Consider the following 20,204-nt stretch of genomic DNA (forward strand, 5'->3'; position numbering starts at 1 on the left):
TCCAGCTGCTGGACCACGACGAGAAGCGCATGCGCTTCTACCAAGAGCTTCGCCACGTCGACGGATGGCTGGCGAGGTGTCGAGAGCCGGTAGACCGTGTTGAAGTGGCCGCCTTCAGGCCGGTTTCGTGATGTGCCGACTGGCTGCAATAGCCGCAATCCTCCGGGCATCCGCCGGTCTTCATGCTGAGAAGGCGGCTGAGCTGGACTTTGTTGGGATCGAAATTCTCGCGGTGAACGGTTTGCGCGAGGAAGAGGAGATCGTTGAAGGGTGCATCATGAAGCGTCCGGGCTGCCGTTTGCGTCCACAGCTGCTGTCGTTTTCGAAGCTCATTGTGGTTCCCTCACTACTATTGGTTCCTTCCCTCATGCGGGAGTAGGCCGTCCCTACGGCATTCTGCTCGGTCCATCCCTAACTCGGCGTCGCGAGCCGATGCCGCATTTCATGGCGCCCCGGGTGATCAGAGAGCGCCGCCGCTACTTCGATGCCGGTCTGCGTGTTCGGCAGCTATTGGGTAGGTTGCTGCAGCCAGAGGCCGTCCGCCGGGGGCAATTTTGGGGATCATTACGGACCACTACGGCATCAATTTCCGAGAAAGGGCGCTTCGCCGGATTACCGAAGTCCTTATTGGCAAGACCCTTTATTGATTGCGACGCCTTCCTTCAAGGAGATCGACAACCGCACGCGCGGCATCCAAGATGTGGGTTCCAGGGCCGAACACAGCGGCCACCCCATGGTCCATCAGGAACTGATAATCGTGGCGTGGGACCACCCCACCGCACACAACGATGATGTTTTCGGCGCCCTTTGCTTTCAGTGCCTCGACGAGCTGCGGCAACAGAGTCTTGTGTCCGGCCGCGAGCGAAGACGCTCCAATGACATGGACTTCAGAGGCCACTGCCATGATTGCTGCCTCCTCCGGCGTTTGGAAGAGCGGGCCGGCAACCACATCGAACCCCAAATCGCCGAACGCCGATGCGATCACTTTGGCGCCGCGGTCGTGGCCATCCTGGCCGAGCTTGGCCACCATCAGCTTCGGCCCGCCGCCGAGCGAGACGGAAACGTCCCTGATGCGGGACGTCAGGGTTTGATATTCCGGCTCATTCTGGAAGGCGGCGCCGTAAACTTCCGAGATCACTTCAGGGACAGCCACGTGATCGCCGAAGGCTCGGCGCAGAGCCTCGGAAATCTCCCCTACCGTCGCGCGAGCGCGCGCCGCTTCGACGGCTGCTTGGAGTATATTGCCCTTGCTGCTGGCCGCGGTCTGACCAAGTGCAGCAAGGGCTGCGTCGACGCGCTTGGGGTCGCGCTGACGCTTTGTTTGTTCGAGACGGCGGATCTGCGCCTCTCGGACCGCCGCATTGTCGATCTCAAGGGCATCGATCGCGGCCTCGGTCTCCAGCCGGTACTTGTTGACGCCGACGATCACCTCTTCGCCGAGATCAATCGCCGCCTGGCGGCGGGTCGCCGCCGTCTCTATCAGGCGTTTTGGCAGGCCCTCAATGACGGCCTTGGTCATGCCGCCGATGGCCTCGATTTCCTCGATGAGCGCCCACGCCTTGTCGGCAAGCTCGGCGGTCAGGCTTTCGACGTAATAGGAGCCGGCCAGCGGGTCGACGACCTTGGTCACGCCGGTCTCGTGCTGGAGGATGAGCTGCGTGTTGCGCGCAATGCGCGCCGAAAATTCGGTCGGCAGTGCGATCGCCTCATCGAAGGAGTTGGTGTGAAGTGACTGCGTGCCACCGAGAACCGCAGCGAGCGCCTCATAGGCGGTCCGCACGATGTTGTTGTAGGGATCCTGCTCCTGCAAAGACACGCCGGATGTCTGGCAGTGCGTGCGGAGCATCAGCGATGAAGGCTTCTTCGGTTCGAACTCTTCCATGATACGCGCCCACAGAAGTCGCGCTGCCCGCAGCTTGGCGGCCTCCATGAAGAAATTCATCCCGACGGCAAAGAAGAACGAGAGCCGTCCCGCAAAATGGTCGACGTCGAGGCCCTTTTTCAATGCCGCGCGGACATATTCGCGCCCATCGGCCAGGGTGAAGGCGAGTTCCTGTACCAGCGTCGCGCCCGCCTCCTGCATGTGATAGCCGGAAATGGAGATCGAGTTGAACTTAGGCATCTCCTTTGCGGTGTACTCGATGATTTCGGCGACGATGCGCATCGAGGGTTCGGGCGGGTAGATGTAGGTGTTGCGGACCATGAACTCTTTCAAGATGTCGTTCTGGATGGTCCCGGAGAGCTCGCCGCTCGAGCAGCCTTGTTCCTCGCCGGCGACGATGAAGCAGGCAAGGATCGGGATGACCGCACCATTCATGGTCATGGAGACGGAAATGTCCTTGAGCGGTATGCCCTCGAACAGGACCTTCATGTCCTCCACGGAATCGATTGCTACGCCAGCCTTGCCGACGTCGCCGACGACGCGCGGATGATCGCTGTCATAACCGCGATGCGTGGCTAGATCGAAGGCGACTGACACGCCCTGCTGGCCCGCCGCAAGCGCCTTGCGGTAGAAAGCGTTCGACTCCTCCGCCGTCGAGAAGCCGGCATACTGCCGGATGGTCCACGGACGCCCGGCATACATGGTTGCCCGCGGCCCGCGCAGAAACGGGTTTATCCCGGGCAGCGTACCTAGGTGGCCGGCCATATCCAGATCGGCCTCGGTGTAGAGCGATTTGACCGCAATGCCTTCCGGCGTATTCCAGACCAAGCTGTCGGGCGACGCCTTGATTTCGTGCTCGGCGAGTTTTCGCCAGTCCCCGTAGGCTGCGCGGTTGGCCATTTGTCCTACCTTTAATCAAATTCCATGATCAGTTCATCGACAGCCATGTTCATGCCGGCAGTCGCGACGATGTGCTTCACCGTGCCCTTGCGTTCGGCGCGCAGCACGTTCTCCATTTTCATCGCTTCCACCGTTGCAAGAATCTGGCCAGCCTCGACCGACTCTCCTTCGGACACGGCAATCGCGGTGACCACACCGGGCATCGGGCAAAGCAGCAGCCTGGAGGTGTCCGGCGGCTTCTTCTTCGGCATTAGTCGCGCGAGCTCGGCGATAGCTGGGCTGCGCACATGGGCGACAACATCCATTCCGCGCCAGCGCAGTCGGTAGCCAGTTGCTGATCGCGACGTCTTGATCGACGAGGTCTCAGTGCCAATTTGGAAGTGCGCGATATGCCGTCCCGGCAGCCAGTCGCTTGCAACGCTCAGAACCGAGCCGTCATCGAATGACACCGCGGTTGCGTCTTTCTCATCGCCGACGGCGACCGTAAAGGCATGGTTGCCAAGCGCGACCATCCAATCGCCAGGTATTTTGCGACGATGATTGTCCATGGCCCCGGAGATCTGGACATTGCGGTGCTGGAGCTTCCAGTTGATGTGTGCCGCAACCGCCGCAAGCTTGCGCTCGTCCCCATCGGTCGGGGACACACCTGCGAAGCCGTCCGGAAACTCCTCAGCGATGAAGGCTGTGCTTAGCCGCCCCTCACGAAAACGGGGATGGTCCATTACAGCGGCGAGAAACGGCAGGTTATTGCCGATACCTTCGACTTCGAAATCATCCAGCGCAGCAGCCATAGCGTTGATTGCGCCCAGCCGATTGGGCGCCCAGGTGCAGAGCTTGGCGATCATAGGATCATAGTGCGTCGAGATGTCCGAGCCCTCGACCACACCGGTATCGTTGCGGACGAGGGAACCGGAGGCACGTGCACCCTCAGTGGGCGGCCGGTAGCGTGTTAGGCGACCGATCGAGGGCAGGAAATTGCGATACGGGTCTTCGGCGTAGAGCCGGCTTTCGATCGCCCAGCCGTTCAGCTTCACGTCGTCCTGGGCAAAGCGCAGCTTTTGGCCGGCGGCGATGCGGATCATTTCCTCGACCAGATCGATGCCGGTTACCAGTTCGGTGACCGGATGCTCGACCTGAAGCCGGGTGTTCATCTCGAGGAAGTAGAAGTTACGCTCGCGATCGACGATGAATTCAACGGTACCTGCCGAGTGGTAGCCGACCGCCTTGGCAAGAGCGATGGCCTGCTTTCCCATCGCATGTCGCGTTGCTTCGTCGAGGAACGGTGATGGCGCCTCCTCGATGATCTTCTGGTTGCGGCGCTGGATCGAGCATTCCCGTTCGCCGAGGTAGACGATGTTGCCGTACTGATCGCCGAGCACCTGGATTTCGATGTGACGTGGCTCGGTCACGAATTTCTCGATGAAGATCCGGTCGTCGCCAAAGGCGTTCTTCGCCTCGTTTCGCGAGGACTGAAAACCTTCGCGCGCCTCGACGTCGTTCCAGGCAATGCGCATGCCCTTGCCGCCGCCGCCGGCGGATGCCTTGATCATAACCGGAAAGCCGATCCCGCCGGCGATACGCACCGCTTCGTCCGCGTCCTCGATCAGCCCCATATGGCCGGGCACAGTAGAAACACCGGCCGATGCCGCGATCTTTTTCGAGGTGATTTTGTCGCCCATCGCCTCGATGGCCACGGGCGAGGGGCCTATGAAGGCCACGCCAACGGCTTTGAGCGCCTCGGCGAAGTTCGAGTTCTCGGACAGGAAACCATAGCCCGGATGGACCGCATCAGCGCCCGTGGCGGTGACGGCATCGAGGATGTTTGCAATGCGAAGATAGGACTGGGCCGAGGCCGCGGGACCGATGTGGACCGCTTCATCAGCCTGCCGGACGTGCAAGGCGTCGCGGTCAGCGTCGGAGTAGACTGCGACGGTTGCAATGCCGAGCCTCTGCGCCGTCTTGATCACCCGGCATGCGATCTCGCCACGATTGGCAATCAGGATCTTCTTGAACATTTTTTGCATACTTCAAAGCGGGATCGTGTCGTGCTTCTTCCAGCGCGTCTCGACACTTTTTCCCCGCAGCGCGGCAAAGGCACGCGCGATCCGCTTGCGTGAAGAATGTGGCATGATCACCTCGTCGATGAAGCCGCGCTCGGCGGCAATGAAGGGGTTGGCGAAACGCTCCTCGTACTCCCTGGTGCGAGCCGCCAGCCTCTCGGGATCGCCGAGCTCGGACCGGTAGAGGATCTCGGCCGCGCCCTTTGCGCCCATCACCGCGATTTCAGCGGTCGGCCAGGCGTAGTTTATGTCGGCGCCGATATGTTTCGACGCCATCACGTCGTAAGCCCCGCCATAAGCCTTGCGGGTGATCAACGTGACCATCGGTACGCTGGCCTGGGAATAGGCAAACAGCAGCTTGGCGCCGTGCTTGATGACGCCGCCATATTCCTGGGCAGTGCCCGGCAGGAAACCCGGCACGTCGACGAGCGTCAGGATCGGGATGTCGAAGGCGTCGCAGAAGCGAACGAAACGAGCCGCCTTGCGGGAGGAATCGATGTCGAGGCATCCGGCCAGCACCATGGGCTGGTTAGCCACCACCCCTACCGTCCTACCCTCGATGCGAACAAATCCGGTGATGATGTTGCGGGCGAAGGCAGCCTGAAGCTCGAAGAAGTCGCCTTCATCGGCGATGGCGAGGATCAATTCCTTCATGTCGTAGGGCTTGTTGGCGCTCTCCGGCGCCAGCGTGTCGAGGCGCAACTCGATCCGCTCGGGATCGTCATGGAAGGGCCGCACCGGCGGCTTTTGCCGATTGTTCAGGGGCAGGAAATCAAAGAGGCGCCGCACCTCTTCCAAAGCCTCGATATCGTTTTCGAAAGCCCCATCCGCAACAGAGGATTTTTGCGTGTGTGTTGCAGCGCCCCCTAGTTCCTCCGCGGTCACGATCTCGTTCGTGACCGTCTTGACCACATCGGGACCGGTCACGAACATATAGGAGGAGTCCCGGACCATGAAGATAAAGTCGGTCATGGCCGGCGAATAGACCGCACCTCCGGCGCATGGGCCCATGATCACCGAAATCTGCGGAATGACGCCGGAAGCATCGACATTGCGCTTGAATACGTCGGCGTAGCCGGCAAGCGAAGCAACACCCTCCTGGATGCGCGCGCCGCCGGAATCGTTGAGGCCAATGACCGGCGCCCCGTTGCGCACCGCCATGTCCATGATCTTGCAAATCTTCTGGGCGTGTGTCTCCGACAGTGATCCGCCAAGCACCGTGAAGTCCTGTGAGAAGACGTAAACAAGCCGGCCGTTGATCGTACCCCAGCCTGTGACCACGCCATCGCCGGCGACCTTCTGTTCAGCCATGCCGAAGTCCGTCGCACGATGCGTGACATACATGTCGTATTCTTCGAAGGAGCCTTCATCGAGAAGCACCACTAGGCGTTCTCGGGCGTTCAGCTTGCCTTTCGCGTGTTGAGCATCGACACGCTTCTGCCCTCCGCCCATGCGAGCCTGCGCACGACGGACCTCGAGTTGTTCGAGAACGGCTCGCATCAGCGACTAATCATCGCTTCAGGCATGTTCCGGCCTGCGAGAATCAGCCCGATTGAGAGCGTCTGGGGTACGTTCATGTTGCGACCTACGTGATGGGCTAAAGTGCCGGGCGGTTGATCAGGTACCGAGGAGCGATTTGAGGTCGATACTCATATCGCTGACCGCCTTGGGATCGGGCGACCTCCCGGCTTCAATTAGGCGCTTAGACACCATGAACACGGCAGGTTGGTTGATGGCGTCGACTGCCAGAAGTTCGTCGCCCCGATAGTGCCAGATGGATAGGGCGGTTTCAGAGATCTTTCTCATGACTGCGGAATCGTGCCCCGCGGCCAATCCAACGATCTGTAACTTGATGTCGAACTGATCCGACCAAAACCAAGGCTTTGCGGTATAGCATTCAGAAGCCAGCGTGATCGTTTTTGCGACGGCCTCGCCCTGATCGATGCTGTTCCCAACGCTTTCCAGTCGTATGCGCCGTCCCTTCCAGGGGAATGAGGCGCAATCGCCGGCGGCTAAAATGGTTGGATCAGAGGTCCAGCATTGGGCGTCAACCTTGATACCGTTGTCGATTTCCAATCCGGCCGCCTGGGCCAATTCGACATTTGGGTGAATCCCGATGCCAACGATTACGAAATCCACGTCGAACGCGCGCCCGTCTTTCATGTGAGCCTGCGTCACCCGGCCATCGCGGCCGGTCAGCATCGCCAACTCGACGCCCTCGCAAATCTCCACACCGTGGCTTCGGTGGAGCTGTTGAAAGAATGATGCCGTTTGAACCGAGGCCACGCGCTGCAAGATCCGCGGCGCGCTTTCGATCAGCGTGACCCTTAGTCCCAGCTTTGATGAGACGGCAGCGGCTTCGAGGCCGATATACCCGCCACCGACAACCAGGACATGGCGCCCCGCCTTGAACTCGGGCGCCATTTTCTTGGTGTCCGCGATGGACCTGACATAGTAGACGCCTTCAAGGTCTCCGCCCTGTTCCTGATCCAAGACCCGAGGCCGAGACCCGGTCGCAAGAACGAGATGGCTGTAGGGCAGAACGGACCGGTCGCTCAGCAATACGCTCCGGCGCTGTCTGTCGATCGCTTCAACCTGGGCTCCGAGACGAAGCTGAATCGCTTTCTGCTCGTAGAAGGCGAGCGGCCTTAGGAACAACCGTTCTTCAGTGATATCGCCCAGCAGATACCCTTTGGAGAGCGGCGGACGCTGATACGGCGGCTGGGCCTCGTTGCCGACCAACGTGATCGGCCCGACATGCCCAAGGTCCCGCAACTTCGCACAGACGGAAAACCCTGCCTGTCCGGCTCCAACGACGACGACTGGGCCGTTCTTATCGATCGTCTCGTTGGTCATGCCAAAGTCCATTCAGTTGGCGCGCAGGGGCGCTATCGCCTTCAGCATTGCGGTGATGAGGCCGTCGCGATGCGCTGACAAATCTGCAGGGGTCTGGCCGTCAGCTGCTTTCGCGATGCCAGAAACCAGTTGCTTTGCAAGCTCCGGGTCCAGATGAAGGACCCCAAGATCGTCCCACCAGCGGTTGAAGCTGTCCGTATAGCGCTCGCAAAATGCGGCTAAACCACCTTCCCCCGCACCGAGATGGAACAGCATTGTTGGACCCATGGCGGCCCAACGGAGGCCCGGTCCGGCCCACATCGCCTTGTCGACGTCTTCAACGCTTGCCACGCCTGTCTTTACGAGATGAATTGCCTCGCGCCACACGGCGGCCTGCAGGCGATTAGCCACGTGGCCGGGCACTTCGCGGTTGACGCGGATAGTGACCTTGCCGGCGCTGGCATAGAAGCGCTCGACTGTTTCAATGACGCCGTGCCCCGTCCGCTCATTGCCCATCACCTCCACCAAAGGAATCAGGTGCGGAGGATTGAAGGGATGCCCAAGGACGAAACGAGAAGGGTCCTTCCACCCGGCTTGCATTTCGCTGAGGGTCAGCCCCGAAGCGGATGTCGCCACGACGGCTTCGGGCGCTGTCGCAGGCTCGATAGTGGCGTAGAGCTCATGCTTGATCGGAAGCCTCTCCGGAACGCTTTCCTGGATGAACTGGGCGCCATCGACAGCCTTGGTCGCCGACTTATGAAAACTGAGCCGGTCTGGATTGCCGTTCTTGGCGAGGCCGAGGTCTGTCAGCACGGGCCAGGCATTCTCGACATACTTCCTCACTTGGGTTTCAGCGGAGTTTGAAACGTCAAAAACGGAGACGCTGTAGCCCGAAGCCAGGAACAGCGCCGTCCAGCTCGCGCCAATGACGCCCGCACCAAGTACTGCCGTGTGCTTGAGATCAGACATTTAAAATAATCCAGGTTGCAAGGGAGATGCTACGGTGAGCCCGCCATCGATGATGAAACATTGGCCGGTCACAAACGTGGCCTGGTTGGAAACCAACCAGGCCACGGCATTGGCAATATCTTCTGGCTCGCCGAGTCTGGCGACCGCATGCCTGGCGACCGCATCTGCCTCGGCTCGCTCGGGATCGCGGGCCAATGCAAAGCCTTCTGACGCCATCCCGGTCCTGATCCAGCCGGGGCTTACGGCGTTGCAGCGTACCCGAGGCCCGTGATCGACGGCAATGGAACGGGTCAAGCCGTGCACGAATGCCTTCGAGGCATTGTAGACGGCCATCCGGGGATCCGAAACGTTGCCGGAAATAGATCCTATATTGACGATGCTGCCTCTGTGTTCCGACATTTGCGGCAATACTTCGCGGCACATGTTGAAGGTACCCTTGCAGTTGGTGCCGACCACCAGGTCCCAGTCGTCATCGGTCGTCTCAATGACGGTTTTTTCAAGCTGAACCCCGGCATTGTTGACCAGAATGGCCGCGCTGCCGAAGTTCTCGCCTGCCGCCCTAACCACCGCCGCCGCGTGGTTCCTGTCGACAATGTCAGCCTGGACCCAGACAACGGAGTTTGACAGGTCTTGAGGCCGGCTACCCCGGCCGCAGGTCACTACGCTCGCGCCATCGGCAAGCAGGCGATCGACGATGGCGCGGCCAATTCCCCGTCCGCCTCCTGTCACGATGGCCACCTTGCCCTCCAATCCGGTTTTGTTTGCCACCTTACTTGCCCTCGGTTGGCTCATGTATGTGAGATCATGACGTGGCGAACGGCTGTATATGCATTAAGGGCGTAGACAGACATGTCGCTGCCGGTGCCGGACCCCCTCATGGCAGCCCATGGCATCTCGGGCGTCGCCACACCGTGCGCGTTGACCCAAGTGAAGCCGAAGCGGAGGCGTTTTGTTACCGACATGGCCGTTCCGACGTCACGCGTCCAAACTGATGACGCCAGTCCGTAGCGTCCCGCATTTGCTGTCCGTATGGCATCCGAGACGTCTGAAAATCTGGATAGTGTGACGACCGGTCCAAAGACTTCGCTCTGAGCGATCTCAGCATCGTTGTCGACGTTGGCGATCACCGTAGGCTTGTAAAAATAGCCGGGTCCATCGCCCACGGCGCCGCCAAGCACGATCTCGGCTGTTCCCCGTGCGCGTTCCACAAACCCGGCGACCCGATCCCGGTGTGCGGCCGATACAAGCGGCCCCATTTCCGTACCCGGGGTCTTCTGCGCTCCGACCCTAATCTCCGCGACCTCCGAGGCGATAGCGGCAACGAGGGCGTCATAGATGCTGTGATGGGCCAGAACCCGGCAGGGTTGGGCGCAATCCTGTCCCGCGTTGAAAAAGCTGGCCCCTCGAAGCGTTTTCGCGACAGTTGCACTGTCAGCGTCGTCGAACACCATGACCGGGGCTTTTCCACCCAGTTCAAGGTGAACATGTTTGAGTGTCTGCGCTGCGGCATGCATGGCGGCCATGCCGGTCGCAGGCGATCCTGTGATGGCGATCACCTCGATCTCGGCGGCATGGATCAGCCGGTCTCCAACCGTGGCGCCTCGACCATGAATGACGTTGAGAACGCCTTTGGGCAGGACCGACGCCAAGAGCTCAGCCAGATCCAAGGTGGAAAGCGGGGTGATTTCCGAAGGTTTGATGACGACGGTGCAACCCGCCCCCAACGCCGCGGCAATCTTCCAAGCCGCCATCATCAGTGGATAGTTCCAAGGGGTGATCGCCGCCACTGGCCCCAAAGGGTCCCGCCGGATCATGCTCGTGTGGCCCGGAACATATTCGCCCGCCGCCGCTCCGGTCATCGTGCGAATGGCACCTGCAAAAAAGCGAAAGGTGTCAACGATGAGGGGCAACTCGTCATTGTAGGCCGACGGCCAAGGCTTCCCGACGTCCAGGCTTTCCAGTTCGGCCAACTGCTGGCCGTTTGCCTCGATGAGATCGGCTATGCTCAGGAGAAGGCTTGATCGATGCGCGGGCGAAGTCAGAGAATAATGCTCGAAGGCCTCGGCTGCCGCTCGCACAGCTGCATCAATCTGTTCAAAACTCGACTCCCGGACCTGCGAGATCACCAGTGCCGTTGCTGGATCTACGATCGCATGGCTCTCGCTATCGCCCTCAACCAGTTCGCCATTGATAAGAAGCCTGGTCGACATGCTAGAACGCAACCTGGTCCGCACCCTTCAGGTGCAACCGCTTGCGGACCTCTTCCGGGGTGGCGACGGTGCGCCCCAGATTTTCAACGATCGAGCGAATTTTCCGGACCTGTTCCGCACTCGACTTGGCTTTCTGGCCGGGGCCAATGTAGAGACTGTCCTCCATTCCGACGCGCAGATTGCCGCCGAGCAAGGCGGCCTGGGTCGTGAACGGAATCTGATGGCGGCCGGCCGCCAGCACAGACCACTCGTAGTCGTCACCAAACAGCTTTTCGGCGATGGTGTGCATGTGGACCAGATTGTCGAGATCGGCGCCCACGCCTCCCAGGATCCCGAATACCATCTGGACAAAGAAGGGCGGCTTGACCCAGCCTTGGTCGACGACCCAAGCGAGGTTGTAGAGGTGGCCCAGATCGTAGCACTCGAATTCGAAGCGGGTACCATGCCCGTCCCCGAGCTCACGCAGCGAATATTCGATGTCGCCGAACGTATTACGGAAGATGAAGTCTTTGGTCATGGCCAGGAACTCGGGTTCCCAAGCGTGTTTCCAGTCCTTGTACTTGTCGAGCATCGGAAAGATGCCGAAATTCATGGAACCCATATTCATCGAGGCCATCTCTGGGCTGGTTCTCAAAGCGGCCTGAAGGCGCTCCTCGCGGGTCATACCGAGGCCGCCGCCCGTCGTGATATTGAGGACTGCGTCACAGGATTGCTTGATGCGGGGCAAGAATTCCTGAAACAGTTCCGGCCTGGCATCCGGCTTGCCCGTTTCTGGATTGCGGGCATGCAGATGGATAATAGCAGCGCCTGCTTCGGCAGCTTCAATGCTGGCCTGCGCGATTTCTGTCGGCGTTATCGGCAGGTATTCCGACATTGTCGGCGTATGGATTCCGCCGGTCGGGGCGCAGGTAATGATTACTGGTTTAGCCATTTTCACAATCTCATCTGCTGGACTTGGGCTCACGGCCCACCGTCAAGTGTCCACAACTGTCCGCGCACGGCGGGTCTCATCTCACGCGAAATACTTCAATAGTTTGGCGACAGGTGCGAATGCTCGGCTGACCACTTGACCTACAGGTTGCCGCCCACCACTTATTGCGGAGCATCGCGAAAAAGTGCGCAGGCGCGGCCCGCGGCATGTCAAATCCCCTGGGAGGCAGCCCGTGCATAAGCGTCGAGGACCAGGCCGTGAAAATGGTGAACGGCGTGCTCGGACTGCCCGGACCCATCGGGATCATTCACGATGCGGCCTTGCGTAAAGGCCGGCGTGCTCATGCCCTTCTGCACACTTTCGACCAAGCCGATATCCTCAGCTTGAAGCACCTCGTCGAGATACTTGATTGTCTGCAGCTCGGTGTCGTCCGGCTGCTTACTTTCCAAGAAAAAGTCGTAGGTTTCGAATGTGCGGTCCGGGCCAGCGGGTATAATGCTCAGCACGATCACTGAAGACCGGCCCGGATAGCGCATCAGGCAGGTATTGGGCCACAGCCACCAGACCGCGTGCGTCCGCACCGTGGCATTGGACGTATCGTAAGCAGTATTGGCCGACTTGCCGGCATCGGCCATGTGGCTGGAATAGATGCCGTGGGTAGTCACCTTGTAGGTATCCATGTCGACGAGCGAACAGAAGTCCTTATGTGCAGTGGGGCAGTGGTAGCATTCAAGGAAATTGTCGACGATGTTCTTCCAGTTCGATTTGATGTCGTAAGTTAACCGGTGGGCGAAGGTGAGCTTGTCGATGTCGGGAGCCCAGTGACGGATCTCCGTTTCCAAATCCCCTGTCTGTGATTTGAGGGAGGGAGCGGACGGATCGAGGTTGACGTAGATAAAGCCGCAAAATTCCTCGACCTGGACCTGATCCAGACAGATGTCCTTGGTCTGGAAGTTCTCGAGGGTTTCAGTATGGGGTGCGCGGACCAGCTGGCCGTCAAGACGGTAGGTCCAGGCATGGTAGGGGCACATGATCTTGTTTGAATTGCCTTCACCGGACAAGAGGGCGTGAGCACGGTGTTTGCATACGTTGTAGAAAGCTCGCAGAACACCCTCGCGGTCTCTCACGACAGCCACCGGCTGCCCGGCAATCTCGACGGCAAGGTAGTCGCCGGGATTCCTGACCTTCTCGACATGACAAACCCATTGCCAAGTCTTGGCAAGGATCGCGCTCACATCGACGTCATGCCAGCGTGGATCGGTGTAGGCGTCGCTTTTGAGAGATAGCGAGGCGGACGGATTAGGGGAGTACCCCTCCCTTATTGAGGCAAAATCGTTTTGGGAAGGGCGCAGGGTCATCGGATCACCTTTTGTTTTCGCGGACAGCGTGGCCGGCAACAGAGTTCAAGCTTGGGACCGCCGCCGACAACAATCTATGCGCCGTTCGTCACGGGTTTAGCATTTTTCGACAGACGTCAGCTTGGCCGCGCGACTATACGATGTCCTGGGCCTTGCGGTGCATCGGCCACGCCCTGAACTCGAACGGAATACGCCCTTCGACTCGGTCCGATCGCGGCGACAGTCCAAACCGCTCACGATAGGCGCGGCTGAAATGCACCTGGCTTGAAAAACCTGATGCGATGGCGATCTCTGACATGAGCATGTCTGTCTGGGTGATGAGGCCGCGGGCTCGATCCAAACGTATGTCGCGATAGTAGAGTGCAGGCGTCTTGCCGACATATTGCTTGAAGAGCCGGTCGAGCTGCCTTTGCGAAACATCTGCCTTGGCGCAAAGCTCCGGGATGAAGAGCGTCTGCTCGAGATGGAGCTCCATGAGCGAAATGACATGCCTAACAACCTTGGGGGTCGTTCTTCCCAAGGGCTCTGCACCGACCGGGTTTTGGGACGTACCGGCCGGCCTCAGCATGGGGTGGAAGATGTATCTTGCGGCAGCATTCGCCAAAGCGTCCCCTGCGCTTGCCCGAATGAGATGCAGGGCAATATCGGATGAGGCGATCCCGCCGCTGCAGGTGAAACGTTTGCCGTCATGAATGAATATGTCTTCCGAGACTTCGACATCTGGGTAAAGTTCCTTGAAGGAATCGATGTGCTCGTAATGCACGGTGGCACGCCTCCCGCTCAGCAACCCCGCATCGGCAAGGATAAAGGCCCCTGTGTCGAGCCCTCCCATGATGCAACCACTTCGAGCCCATTTCCGAAGCAAAGCGAGGAGGTGAGGAGTGCTTGCAGTCTCTGGCGTCCAACTCGCTGAAACCACGACGATTTCGAATACATCCTCCTGGACTTCATTCAGCTTTTCGGTCTGAACGGCGATCCCATTGCTTGCGAGACACGACCCTCCTCCTTGGGACGCCACGACCCACCGAAAACGGGTCAAGCCTTCGAGGTAATTCGCCGCCCGGAATGGGTCCACGAACGCCATCGTCGCCGCCAAGTTGAAGTTCGGCATCACGAGAAGGAGAATTTTCATTGACCATCCGCACGTCGAGATTTGTCCAAAAAAAGCAAATTGCCGTCCGGTAATGTTAAATTGGCTGTCGGGATTGTGCAACACTTCAAGGAGATCGGGATGGGTTTCGCAAGTCGCGACACGAAATTTGGCTACCAGGTCCACGTAGCCTTGCTGACATCGCCCAGATCTCGAGCTGAGTAACTGCCTGCACAAAAAACTCAAAAAGGGAGCACTGCAATGAGCAAATGGGGTGAAGGTTCGAGCATCGATATGAGGTTAAACCGGAGGAGCATCCTCAAATCCGCAGCTGCCGTAGGTGCTTTGGCGGTCGCTTCGTCAAGCCGGATTTTGCCGGCTGTCGCGCAGGAAGCAACCCCTAAGAAGGGAGGGCATTTCAAACTCGGCGTCGCTGCTGGTGGCACATCGGATACCCTTGATCCAGCCACTTATAACAACGCATTCACAGAGGTGTACGGCAAGAGCCTGCATGGCTATCTCACGGAAATTGATGCGGACGGAAAACTTACCGGCGAACTCGTTGAATCCTGGGAGGCGTCGAAGGATGCCAAGACCTGGACCTTCAAGTTGCGGCAAGGTGTCGAATTCCACAATGGCAAAAGCCTGGTGGCGGACGATGTCATCGCCTCTATAAATCATCATCGAGGGAAGGATTCCAAATCAGCGGCCAAGAGCACAGTTGACACAATCGACGATATCCGCGCGGATGGCCCCGGAACCGTTGTCATCGCGTTGAAGGGCGGTAACGCAGATTTCCCTTACCTCCTTGAAGACTACCACTTAGCCATTGTACCGGCGAAGGACGGTAAGGCAGATATCTCCGGTATCGGAGCCGGCGGTTATGTGCTTGAGAACGTTGACTATGGCGTCAAAGGCACCGCCAAACGGTTTGCCAACTTCTGGAAGACCAATGCAGCCTGGTTTGATTCGATCGAGCTTCTCGTGATTCAAGATGCCACGGCGCGTACAAACGCGCTGACAACTGGTCAAATTCACGCGATGGAACGTTGCGACCTGAAGACTGTACACCTCCTAGAGAGGAATAAAGGTCTGGAGATTGTGTCGATCGGCGGGACCCAGCACTACACTATGCCCATGCAGTGCGACGGCGCGCCCTTCGACAATCTGGATGTGCGACTTGCCCTTAAATATGCGATCAATCGCCAGCAGCTTGTTGATACCTTGCTTCGAGGGTATGGCCAGCTCGGCAACGACCATCCAATCGCGGCCACAAATCGGTTCTTCAACAAGAACCTGCCGCAACGCGCATACGATCCCGAAAAGGCAAAGTTCCACCTCAAAAAGGCCAGTCTTACTGACCTTAAAGTCAACCTGTCGGCTTCAGATGCCGCCTTCCCGGGTGGGGTCGATGCCGCAGTGATCTACCAGCAGAATGCAGCCAAAGCCGGCATCACGATCAATGTTGTCCGCGAGCCGAGTGACGGCTATTGGGACAATGTCTGGCTTAAAAAACCGTTCTGTCAGTCATTTTGGGGTGGGAGGCCCACCGCTGACTGGATGTTCTCGCAGGCGTACGCAGCTGAGGCCGCTTGGAACGAGAGTCATTGGAAGAACCCTCGTTTCAATGAATTATTGATCTCCGCACGGTCAGAACTTGATGATGCCAAGCGGCTGGAGATGTATTCAGAAATGCAGACGCTCTGCAGCAACGACGGCGGCACGATCGTGCCGATCTTCGCGAACTACGTCAGTGCCTTGTCGAGGAAAATCGGTCACAATAAGATAGCATCCAACTGGGATCTAGATGGCTTCCGTTGTACGGAGCGCTGGTGGTTCACTGAAGCTTGATCCGTCGAAAGCCTATCATGACCCCCATTGCTAAGATTATCGGTCAGCGCGTCGGACTTGGCGCGCTGACTCTTTGGATTGTGTCGCTGATCATTTTTGCCGGTATTCAATTCCTCCCCGGCGACATTGCCACTGAAATGCTCGGACAATCGGCTACGCCTGAAACCGTTGCGGCCTTCCGCAAGAGTCTGGGTCTCGATCTACCCGTCCACCTCAGGTATATCAGCTGGCTTGGCGGTATACTTCATGGGCACTTTGGCACGGCACTAGCTAGTGGTCGCGACATTGGGGAGCTTATTGCTCCGCGGCTGTTCAATACGCTTTTCCTGGCGCTCAGTGCTGCGTTGATTTCGGTCCCCCTCGCATTGCTGGGGGGCATTGTCGCAGCACTCTACCGCAACACGCTCATCGATCGCGCAATCAACGTCGTCACACTTGCCTCGATCTCATTCCCGGAATTCTTCGTTGCCTATATGCTAATCCTTCTTCTTGCAGTGCATGCTGGCGTACTGCCCAGCCTGTCCGACGTCGACTCGACCACCACGTTCTTGATGAGGCTGAATGCCGTCGCTCTTCCCGCGATGACACTTGCTGTGGTCGTGCTGGCGCACATGATGCGGATGACCCGGACGTCAATCGTAAACCTCCTAGGTAATCAGTATATCGAGACCGCCCGGCTGAAGGGTATGTCCGAATGGCGCGTCATGGTTCGGCACGCGTTCCCCAACGCTCTTGCACCGATCGCCACGGTAATCGTCCTGAACCTGGCGTATCTCATCACGGGGGTGGTCGTAGTCGAAGTCGTGTTCGTCTACCCCGGCCTCGGCCAACTCATCGTCGATTCCGTTCAGAAGCGGGATATTCCCGTTGTCCAGGCCTGCAGCCTGATATTTGCCGCAACATATGTCCTGCTTAATCTTACGGCGGATATCCTAGCGATCATCATGAACCCTCGGCTCATGCATCCAAAGTGATTGTCGGCCGCTACGAGCGGCATTGTGAGTAAAATCAGATGACATCAATCCAGCCCGGCATGATGCGCAAAGGTGGCAGGAAATTCGCGGCGGCCCCGTTCAGCGCGAAGTTCGGCATGACCGTGATCGTCGTTTACGTTCTCGCGGCAATCTTTGCGCCACAGATAGCGCCATACGGTGAAGCCGACATCGTCGGCTCCCAATTTGAACCTTGGAGCTCGAACTTCTGGCTTGGCACGGATAACTTGGGCCGTGACATGTTCACACGTCTTCTATTTGGTGCCCGGAACACGATTGGTATAGCATTGACGACGTCAGTGCTGGCGTTCTCAATCGGATCCACGGCAGGCCTTGTTGCTGCGACCTTTGGCGGGTGGACCGATCAGCTACTTTCGCGGTTTGTGGACATCCTGATGTCGATACCGCAGCTGATCTTCGCCCTTTTACTCTTGTCCATTTTCGGAACGTCGATCCCCTCTCTCATAATAATCATCGCTGTGCTCGACTCAACCCGCGTTTTTCGGCTTACCCGGGCAGTCGCAATCAACGCCGTGGTCTCGGACTATGTAGAGGCGGCCAGGCTCCGCGGTGAAGGTCCTATATGGATCATGAGCCGCGAAATCCTGCCTAACATCCTTCCAACATTGATTGCCGAGTTCGGTCTGCGCTTCTGCTTCGTGTTCCTGCTGATCAGCGCACTTTCCTTCCTGGGTCTCGGCATTCAGCCGCCGACATCGGACTGGGGCACGATGGTTCGCGACAGTGCTACCCTAATCGTATACGGGGACATTACACCCCTTCTACCGGCCGCTGCGATCGCCGTGCTAGCGGTAGGTGTCAATCTGGTAGTGGACTGGTTCTTGCATTCCGCCAGCGGGCTAAGGGACTGATCCCCCGGGACGTGAAAGGACAGAAGCTGGCTGACATAGGAAAGCGCCCGCCGTGGTGAACCGCAATCCTCCGGATCGCGGCACACCCAACTCGAGTGGAGACGGACCTGTGCCTCACATTCTAACACTGCCTTGTTGACGGCATGCGTCGAGGTGCACGCACGTTTTCCAAATGTGGCCTTGCGACGACTTCGGCGGTGGCAATCACGATGCACGCGCTAATCTGGGCTGGTATGGGAGTGTCGCTCGACTTTTCACCCGGAGACGCTGCCTTAGTTCACGATTGTTGCCTCGGTTGCGTTGCGGATCTCGTCGTCAGTTACGCCCTCGGCAAGTTCCACCAACTTCAGCCCACCGTCGACGACATCAAGTACGCCGAGATCGGTAACAATCCGATCCACAACGCCTTGGCCTGTCAGCGGCAGTGTGCAGGTCTTTAGGATCTTCGACTCCCCTGCCTTGTTGGTATGGTCCATGACGACGACTACCCGCTTCACGCCAGCAACCAGATCCATTGCACCGCCCATGCCCTTGACCAGCTTGCCTGGGATCATCCAGTTGGCGAGGTCACCGCTCTCCGAAACTTCCATCGCGCCCAGGATAGCCATGGCGATCTTGCCGCCGCGGATCATTGCGAAGCTTTGCGCCGAGTCGAAGAAGGCCGAATGCGGCAGTGCCGTCACCGTCTGCTTACCGGCATTGATGAGGTCCGCGTCGACCGCGTCTTCGGTCGGGAAGGGACCTATGCCGAGCAGGCCGTTCTCCGACTGCAGCGTCACGTGAACACCCTCGGGGATATGGTTAGCGACCAGCGTCGGAATGCCGATTCCCAGATTGACGTAGGTGCCGTTTTCAAGTTCGCGCGCCGCCCGTGCGGCCATCTGGTTCCTGTCCCACGCCATTCGTCTCTCCTTGTTCTCAAGCAGCCGCGCGGGTCGTGCGCTGTTCGATGCGTTTCTCGTGCGCGCCCTGGATAAGGCGCTGCACATAGATTCCCGGCAAGTGGATCTGATCGGGATCGAGGCTTCCGGCAGATACGATCTCCTCGACCTCCGCCACGCAAACCCTTCCGCAGGTGGCGGCTGGCGGGTTGAAGTTGCGTGCTGTTTTGCGGAAGACGAGATTGCCGGACGTGTCCGCCTTCCAAGCGTTGACGATCGACAGGTCCGCGATGATGGCGGTTTCAAGCACATAGCTCTCGCCGTTGAAGATTTTGTGCTCCTTGCCCTCGGCGACCAGGGTGCCCACGCCGGTCTTGGTATAAAAGCCGGCGATGCCGGCGCCACCTGCGCGCATGCGCTCGGCCAACGTCCCCTGAGGATTGAATTCGAGTTCCAGTTCCCCACTCAGATACTGGCGCATGAACTCGGCATTTTCGCCGACGTACGAGGAAATCATCTTTTTGATCTGCTTCGTCTTCAGCAGCACACCGAGACCGAAATCGTCGACGCCGCAATTGTTCGATGCAATCGTCAGCCCCGTCGTACCGGCGTCCCGGATCGCGCCGATCAAGAGCTCCGGAATGCCGCAAAGGCCAAAGCCCCCTGCTGCAATGGACATGCCCTCAAATAGCAATCCATTCAGTGCGGAACCAGCGTCACTAAATACTTTAGTCAACTCACTCCTCCTACGGTTCTGGTGTCTTTGATATCTGGTACGCTTCGCTGATCCAGCTCGTGCACTTAATAGCTAAAGTGCTGTCGAGCGGCATAGACCGGTTGACCGCGTTGAAGGTGCCTGGAGGCGAGATCCACGGCGTCACTCGTTGTCGCCGCTCGCTATCTCCTCGGGCCTCGGGCGCGTGAAGGAATCTTGGCTTTCGGCCGAATTGCGGGTTCGGGAAAGGCAAAGTAGTTCCGGCCGCCGTTTCGCGGGTCGGATCAATTTCTCTGCCCACCCTTGGATTCGTGTGCCGGAAGCTCCGCATGGGCCTCTATTAGAGGTTTGAGCATCGTCATATTCTCGGGCACCGCTGGAATGCAGCGGCCCTCGCGCCAGACCAACGAGCGTCACCCTTCAGCCTTCCTCTTGATCGCGATCGTCCTGCCGGCGCGGACAGGGATACCCAGCGACGCATGTTCGGCTTGCACCCGTTCCAGGTTCGCAAGGATGTCGGGAGGAAATGGCACCACCCTTGGACCTGACATGTCGACATGAAGGGACAGCTGTTCGGACGTTGCCGCCAGCCATCCGTCGACGTGGCGAAGCTCTTGGTAGAAGCGCATGCGCTTCTCGTCGTGGTCCAGCAGCTGGA

Annotated in this window: 16 protein-coding genes and 1 pseudogene; 3 read left to right on the forward strand and 14 right to left on the reverse strand. The window is 58.8% G+C overall.

Going from position 1 to position 20,204, the window contains the following annotated elements:
• Positions 1 to 109: 109 nt before the first annotated feature.
• The 11 genes and pseudogenes from X733_RS1000000171150 to X733_RS137315 all read right to left on the reverse strand — a co-directional run.
• A pseudogene (locus X733_RS1000000171150) lies at positions 110 to 310 on the reverse strand (biotin synthase BioB); the annotation flags it as partial.
• Between the two features lie 330 nt (positions 311 to 640).
• Positions 641 to 2,782 carry a methylmalonyl-CoA mutase gene (gene scpA / locus X733_RS137360; protein ID WP_023820309.1) on the reverse strand — a complete coding sequence of 714 codons (2,142 nt, stop codon included), beginning with the start codon at positions 2,780 to 2,782 and terminating at the stop codon, positions 641 to 643.
• 11 nt (positions 2,783 to 2,793) lie between these two features.
• Positions 2,794 to 4,797, reverse strand: a complete 2,004-nt coding sequence (locus X733_RS137355) for an acetyl/propionyl/methylcrotonyl-CoA carboxylase subunit alpha (RefSeq protein ID WP_031194252.1) — start codon at positions 4,795 to 4,797, stop codon at positions 2,794 to 2,796.
• 12 nt (positions 4,798 to 4,809) lie between these two features.
• Positions 4,810 to 6,342 (reverse strand): acyl-CoA carboxylase subunit beta, encoded by a 1,533-nt coding sequence (locus tag X733_RS137350; protein WP_031194254.1) that lies wholly within the window; start codon positions 6,340 to 6,342, stop codon positions 4,810 to 4,812.
• 117 nt (positions 6,343 to 6,459) lie between these two features.
• The gene (locus X733_RS137345; protein ID WP_031194255.1) at positions 6,460 to 7,698 is read right to left on the reverse strand and encodes an FAD-dependent oxidoreductase; all 1,239 of its coding nucleotides are present in this window, start codon (positions 7,696 to 7,698) and stop codon (positions 6,460 to 6,462) included.
• 12 nt (positions 7,699 to 7,710) lie between these two features.
• Positions 7,711 to 8,646, reverse strand: a complete 936-nt coding sequence (locus X733_RS137340; RefSeq protein ID WP_023820314.1) for a 3-hydroxyacyl-CoA dehydrogenase NAD-binding domain-containing protein — start codon at positions 8,644 to 8,646, stop codon at positions 7,711 to 7,713.
• Positions 8,647 to 9,414 (reverse strand): SDR family oxidoreductase, encoded by a 768-nt coding sequence (locus X733_RS137335; RefSeq protein ID WP_031194256.1) that lies wholly within the window; start codon positions 9,412 to 9,414, stop codon positions 8,647 to 8,649. It abuts the gene before it with no gap.
• 20 nt (positions 9,415 to 9,434) lie between these two features.
• Positions 9,435 to 10,856 (reverse strand): aminobutyraldehyde dehydrogenase, encoded by a 1,422-nt coding sequence (locus tag X733_RS137330; protein WP_023820316.1) that lies wholly within the window; start codon positions 10,854 to 10,856, stop codon positions 9,435 to 9,437.
• Between the two features lies 1 nt (position 10,857).
• Positions 10,858 to 11,787: a 3-keto-5-aminohexanoate cleavage protein gene (locus X733_RS137325; RefSeq protein ID WP_031194257.1), complete on the reverse strand. Its 930-nt coding sequence runs from the start codon at positions 11,785 to 11,787 to the stop codon at positions 10,858 to 10,860.
• A gap of 209 nt (positions 11,788 to 11,996) precedes the next feature.
• Positions 11,997 to 13,184, reverse strand: a complete 1,188-nt coding sequence (locus X733_RS137320; protein WP_245274552.1) for a ring-hydroxylating oxygenase subunit alpha — start codon at positions 13,182 to 13,184, stop codon at positions 11,997 to 11,999.
• Positions 13,185 to 13,278: 94 nt separating this feature from the next.
• The gene (locus X733_RS137315) at positions 13,279 to 14,421 is read right to left on the reverse strand and encodes a GlxA family transcriptional regulator (RefSeq protein ID WP_245274553.1); all 1,143 of its coding nucleotides are present in this window, start codon (positions 14,419 to 14,421) and stop codon (positions 13,279 to 13,281) included.
• 75 nt (positions 14,422 to 14,496) lie between these two features.
• On the opposite strand from X733_RS137315, the gene X733_RS137310 reads away from it, so the two are divergent.
• From X733_RS137310 to X733_RS137300, 3 genes are read left to right on the forward strand one after another with little or no spacing between them, the layout of a single operon-like run.
• A complete protein-coding gene (locus X733_RS137310; protein WP_023820320.1) occupies positions 14,497 to 16,086 on the forward strand; it encodes an ABC transporter substrate-binding protein in 1,590 nt (529 codons plus the stop codon).
• 17 nt (positions 16,087 to 16,103) lie between these two features.
• A complete protein-coding gene (locus X733_RS137305; RefSeq protein WP_023820321.1) occupies positions 16,104 to 17,060 on the forward strand; it encodes an ABC transporter permease in 957 nt (318 codons plus the stop codon).
• 38 nt (positions 17,061 to 17,098) lie between these two features.
• Positions 17,099 to 17,950: an ABC transporter permease gene (locus tag X733_RS137300; protein ID WP_023820322.1), complete on the forward strand. Its 852-nt coding sequence runs from the start codon at positions 17,099 to 17,101 to the stop codon at positions 17,948 to 17,950.
• Between the two features lie 272 nt (positions 17,951 to 18,222).
• On the opposite strand, the gene X733_RS137295 is transcribed toward X733_RS137300, so the two are convergent.
• From X733_RS137295 to X733_RS1000000170410, 3 genes are all read right to left on the reverse strand, one after another.
• Positions 18,223 to 18,852, reverse strand: a complete 630-nt coding sequence (locus X733_RS137295; RefSeq protein WP_031194259.1) for a 3-oxoacid CoA-transferase subunit B — start codon at positions 18,850 to 18,852, stop codon at positions 18,223 to 18,225.
• A 16-nt stretch (positions 18,853 to 18,868) separates the two neighbouring features.
• Positions 18,869 to 19,567, reverse strand: a complete 699-nt coding sequence (locus tag X733_RS137290; protein WP_031194261.1) for a CoA transferase subunit A — start codon at positions 19,565 to 19,567, stop codon at positions 18,869 to 18,871.
• A 392-nt stretch (positions 19,568 to 19,959) separates the two neighbouring features.
• The coding region (locus tag X733_RS1000000170410; RefSeq protein ID WP_023820325.1) for a thioesterase family protein at positions 19,960 to 20,204 on the reverse strand (245 nt) is incomplete at its 5' end.

The sequence above is a fragment of the Mesorhizobium sp. L2C066B000 genome (assembly GCF_000502335.1).
In the GTDB taxonomy this organism is placed as follows: domain Bacteria; phylum Pseudomonadota; class Alphaproteobacteria; order Rhizobiales; family Rhizobiaceae; genus Mesorhizobium.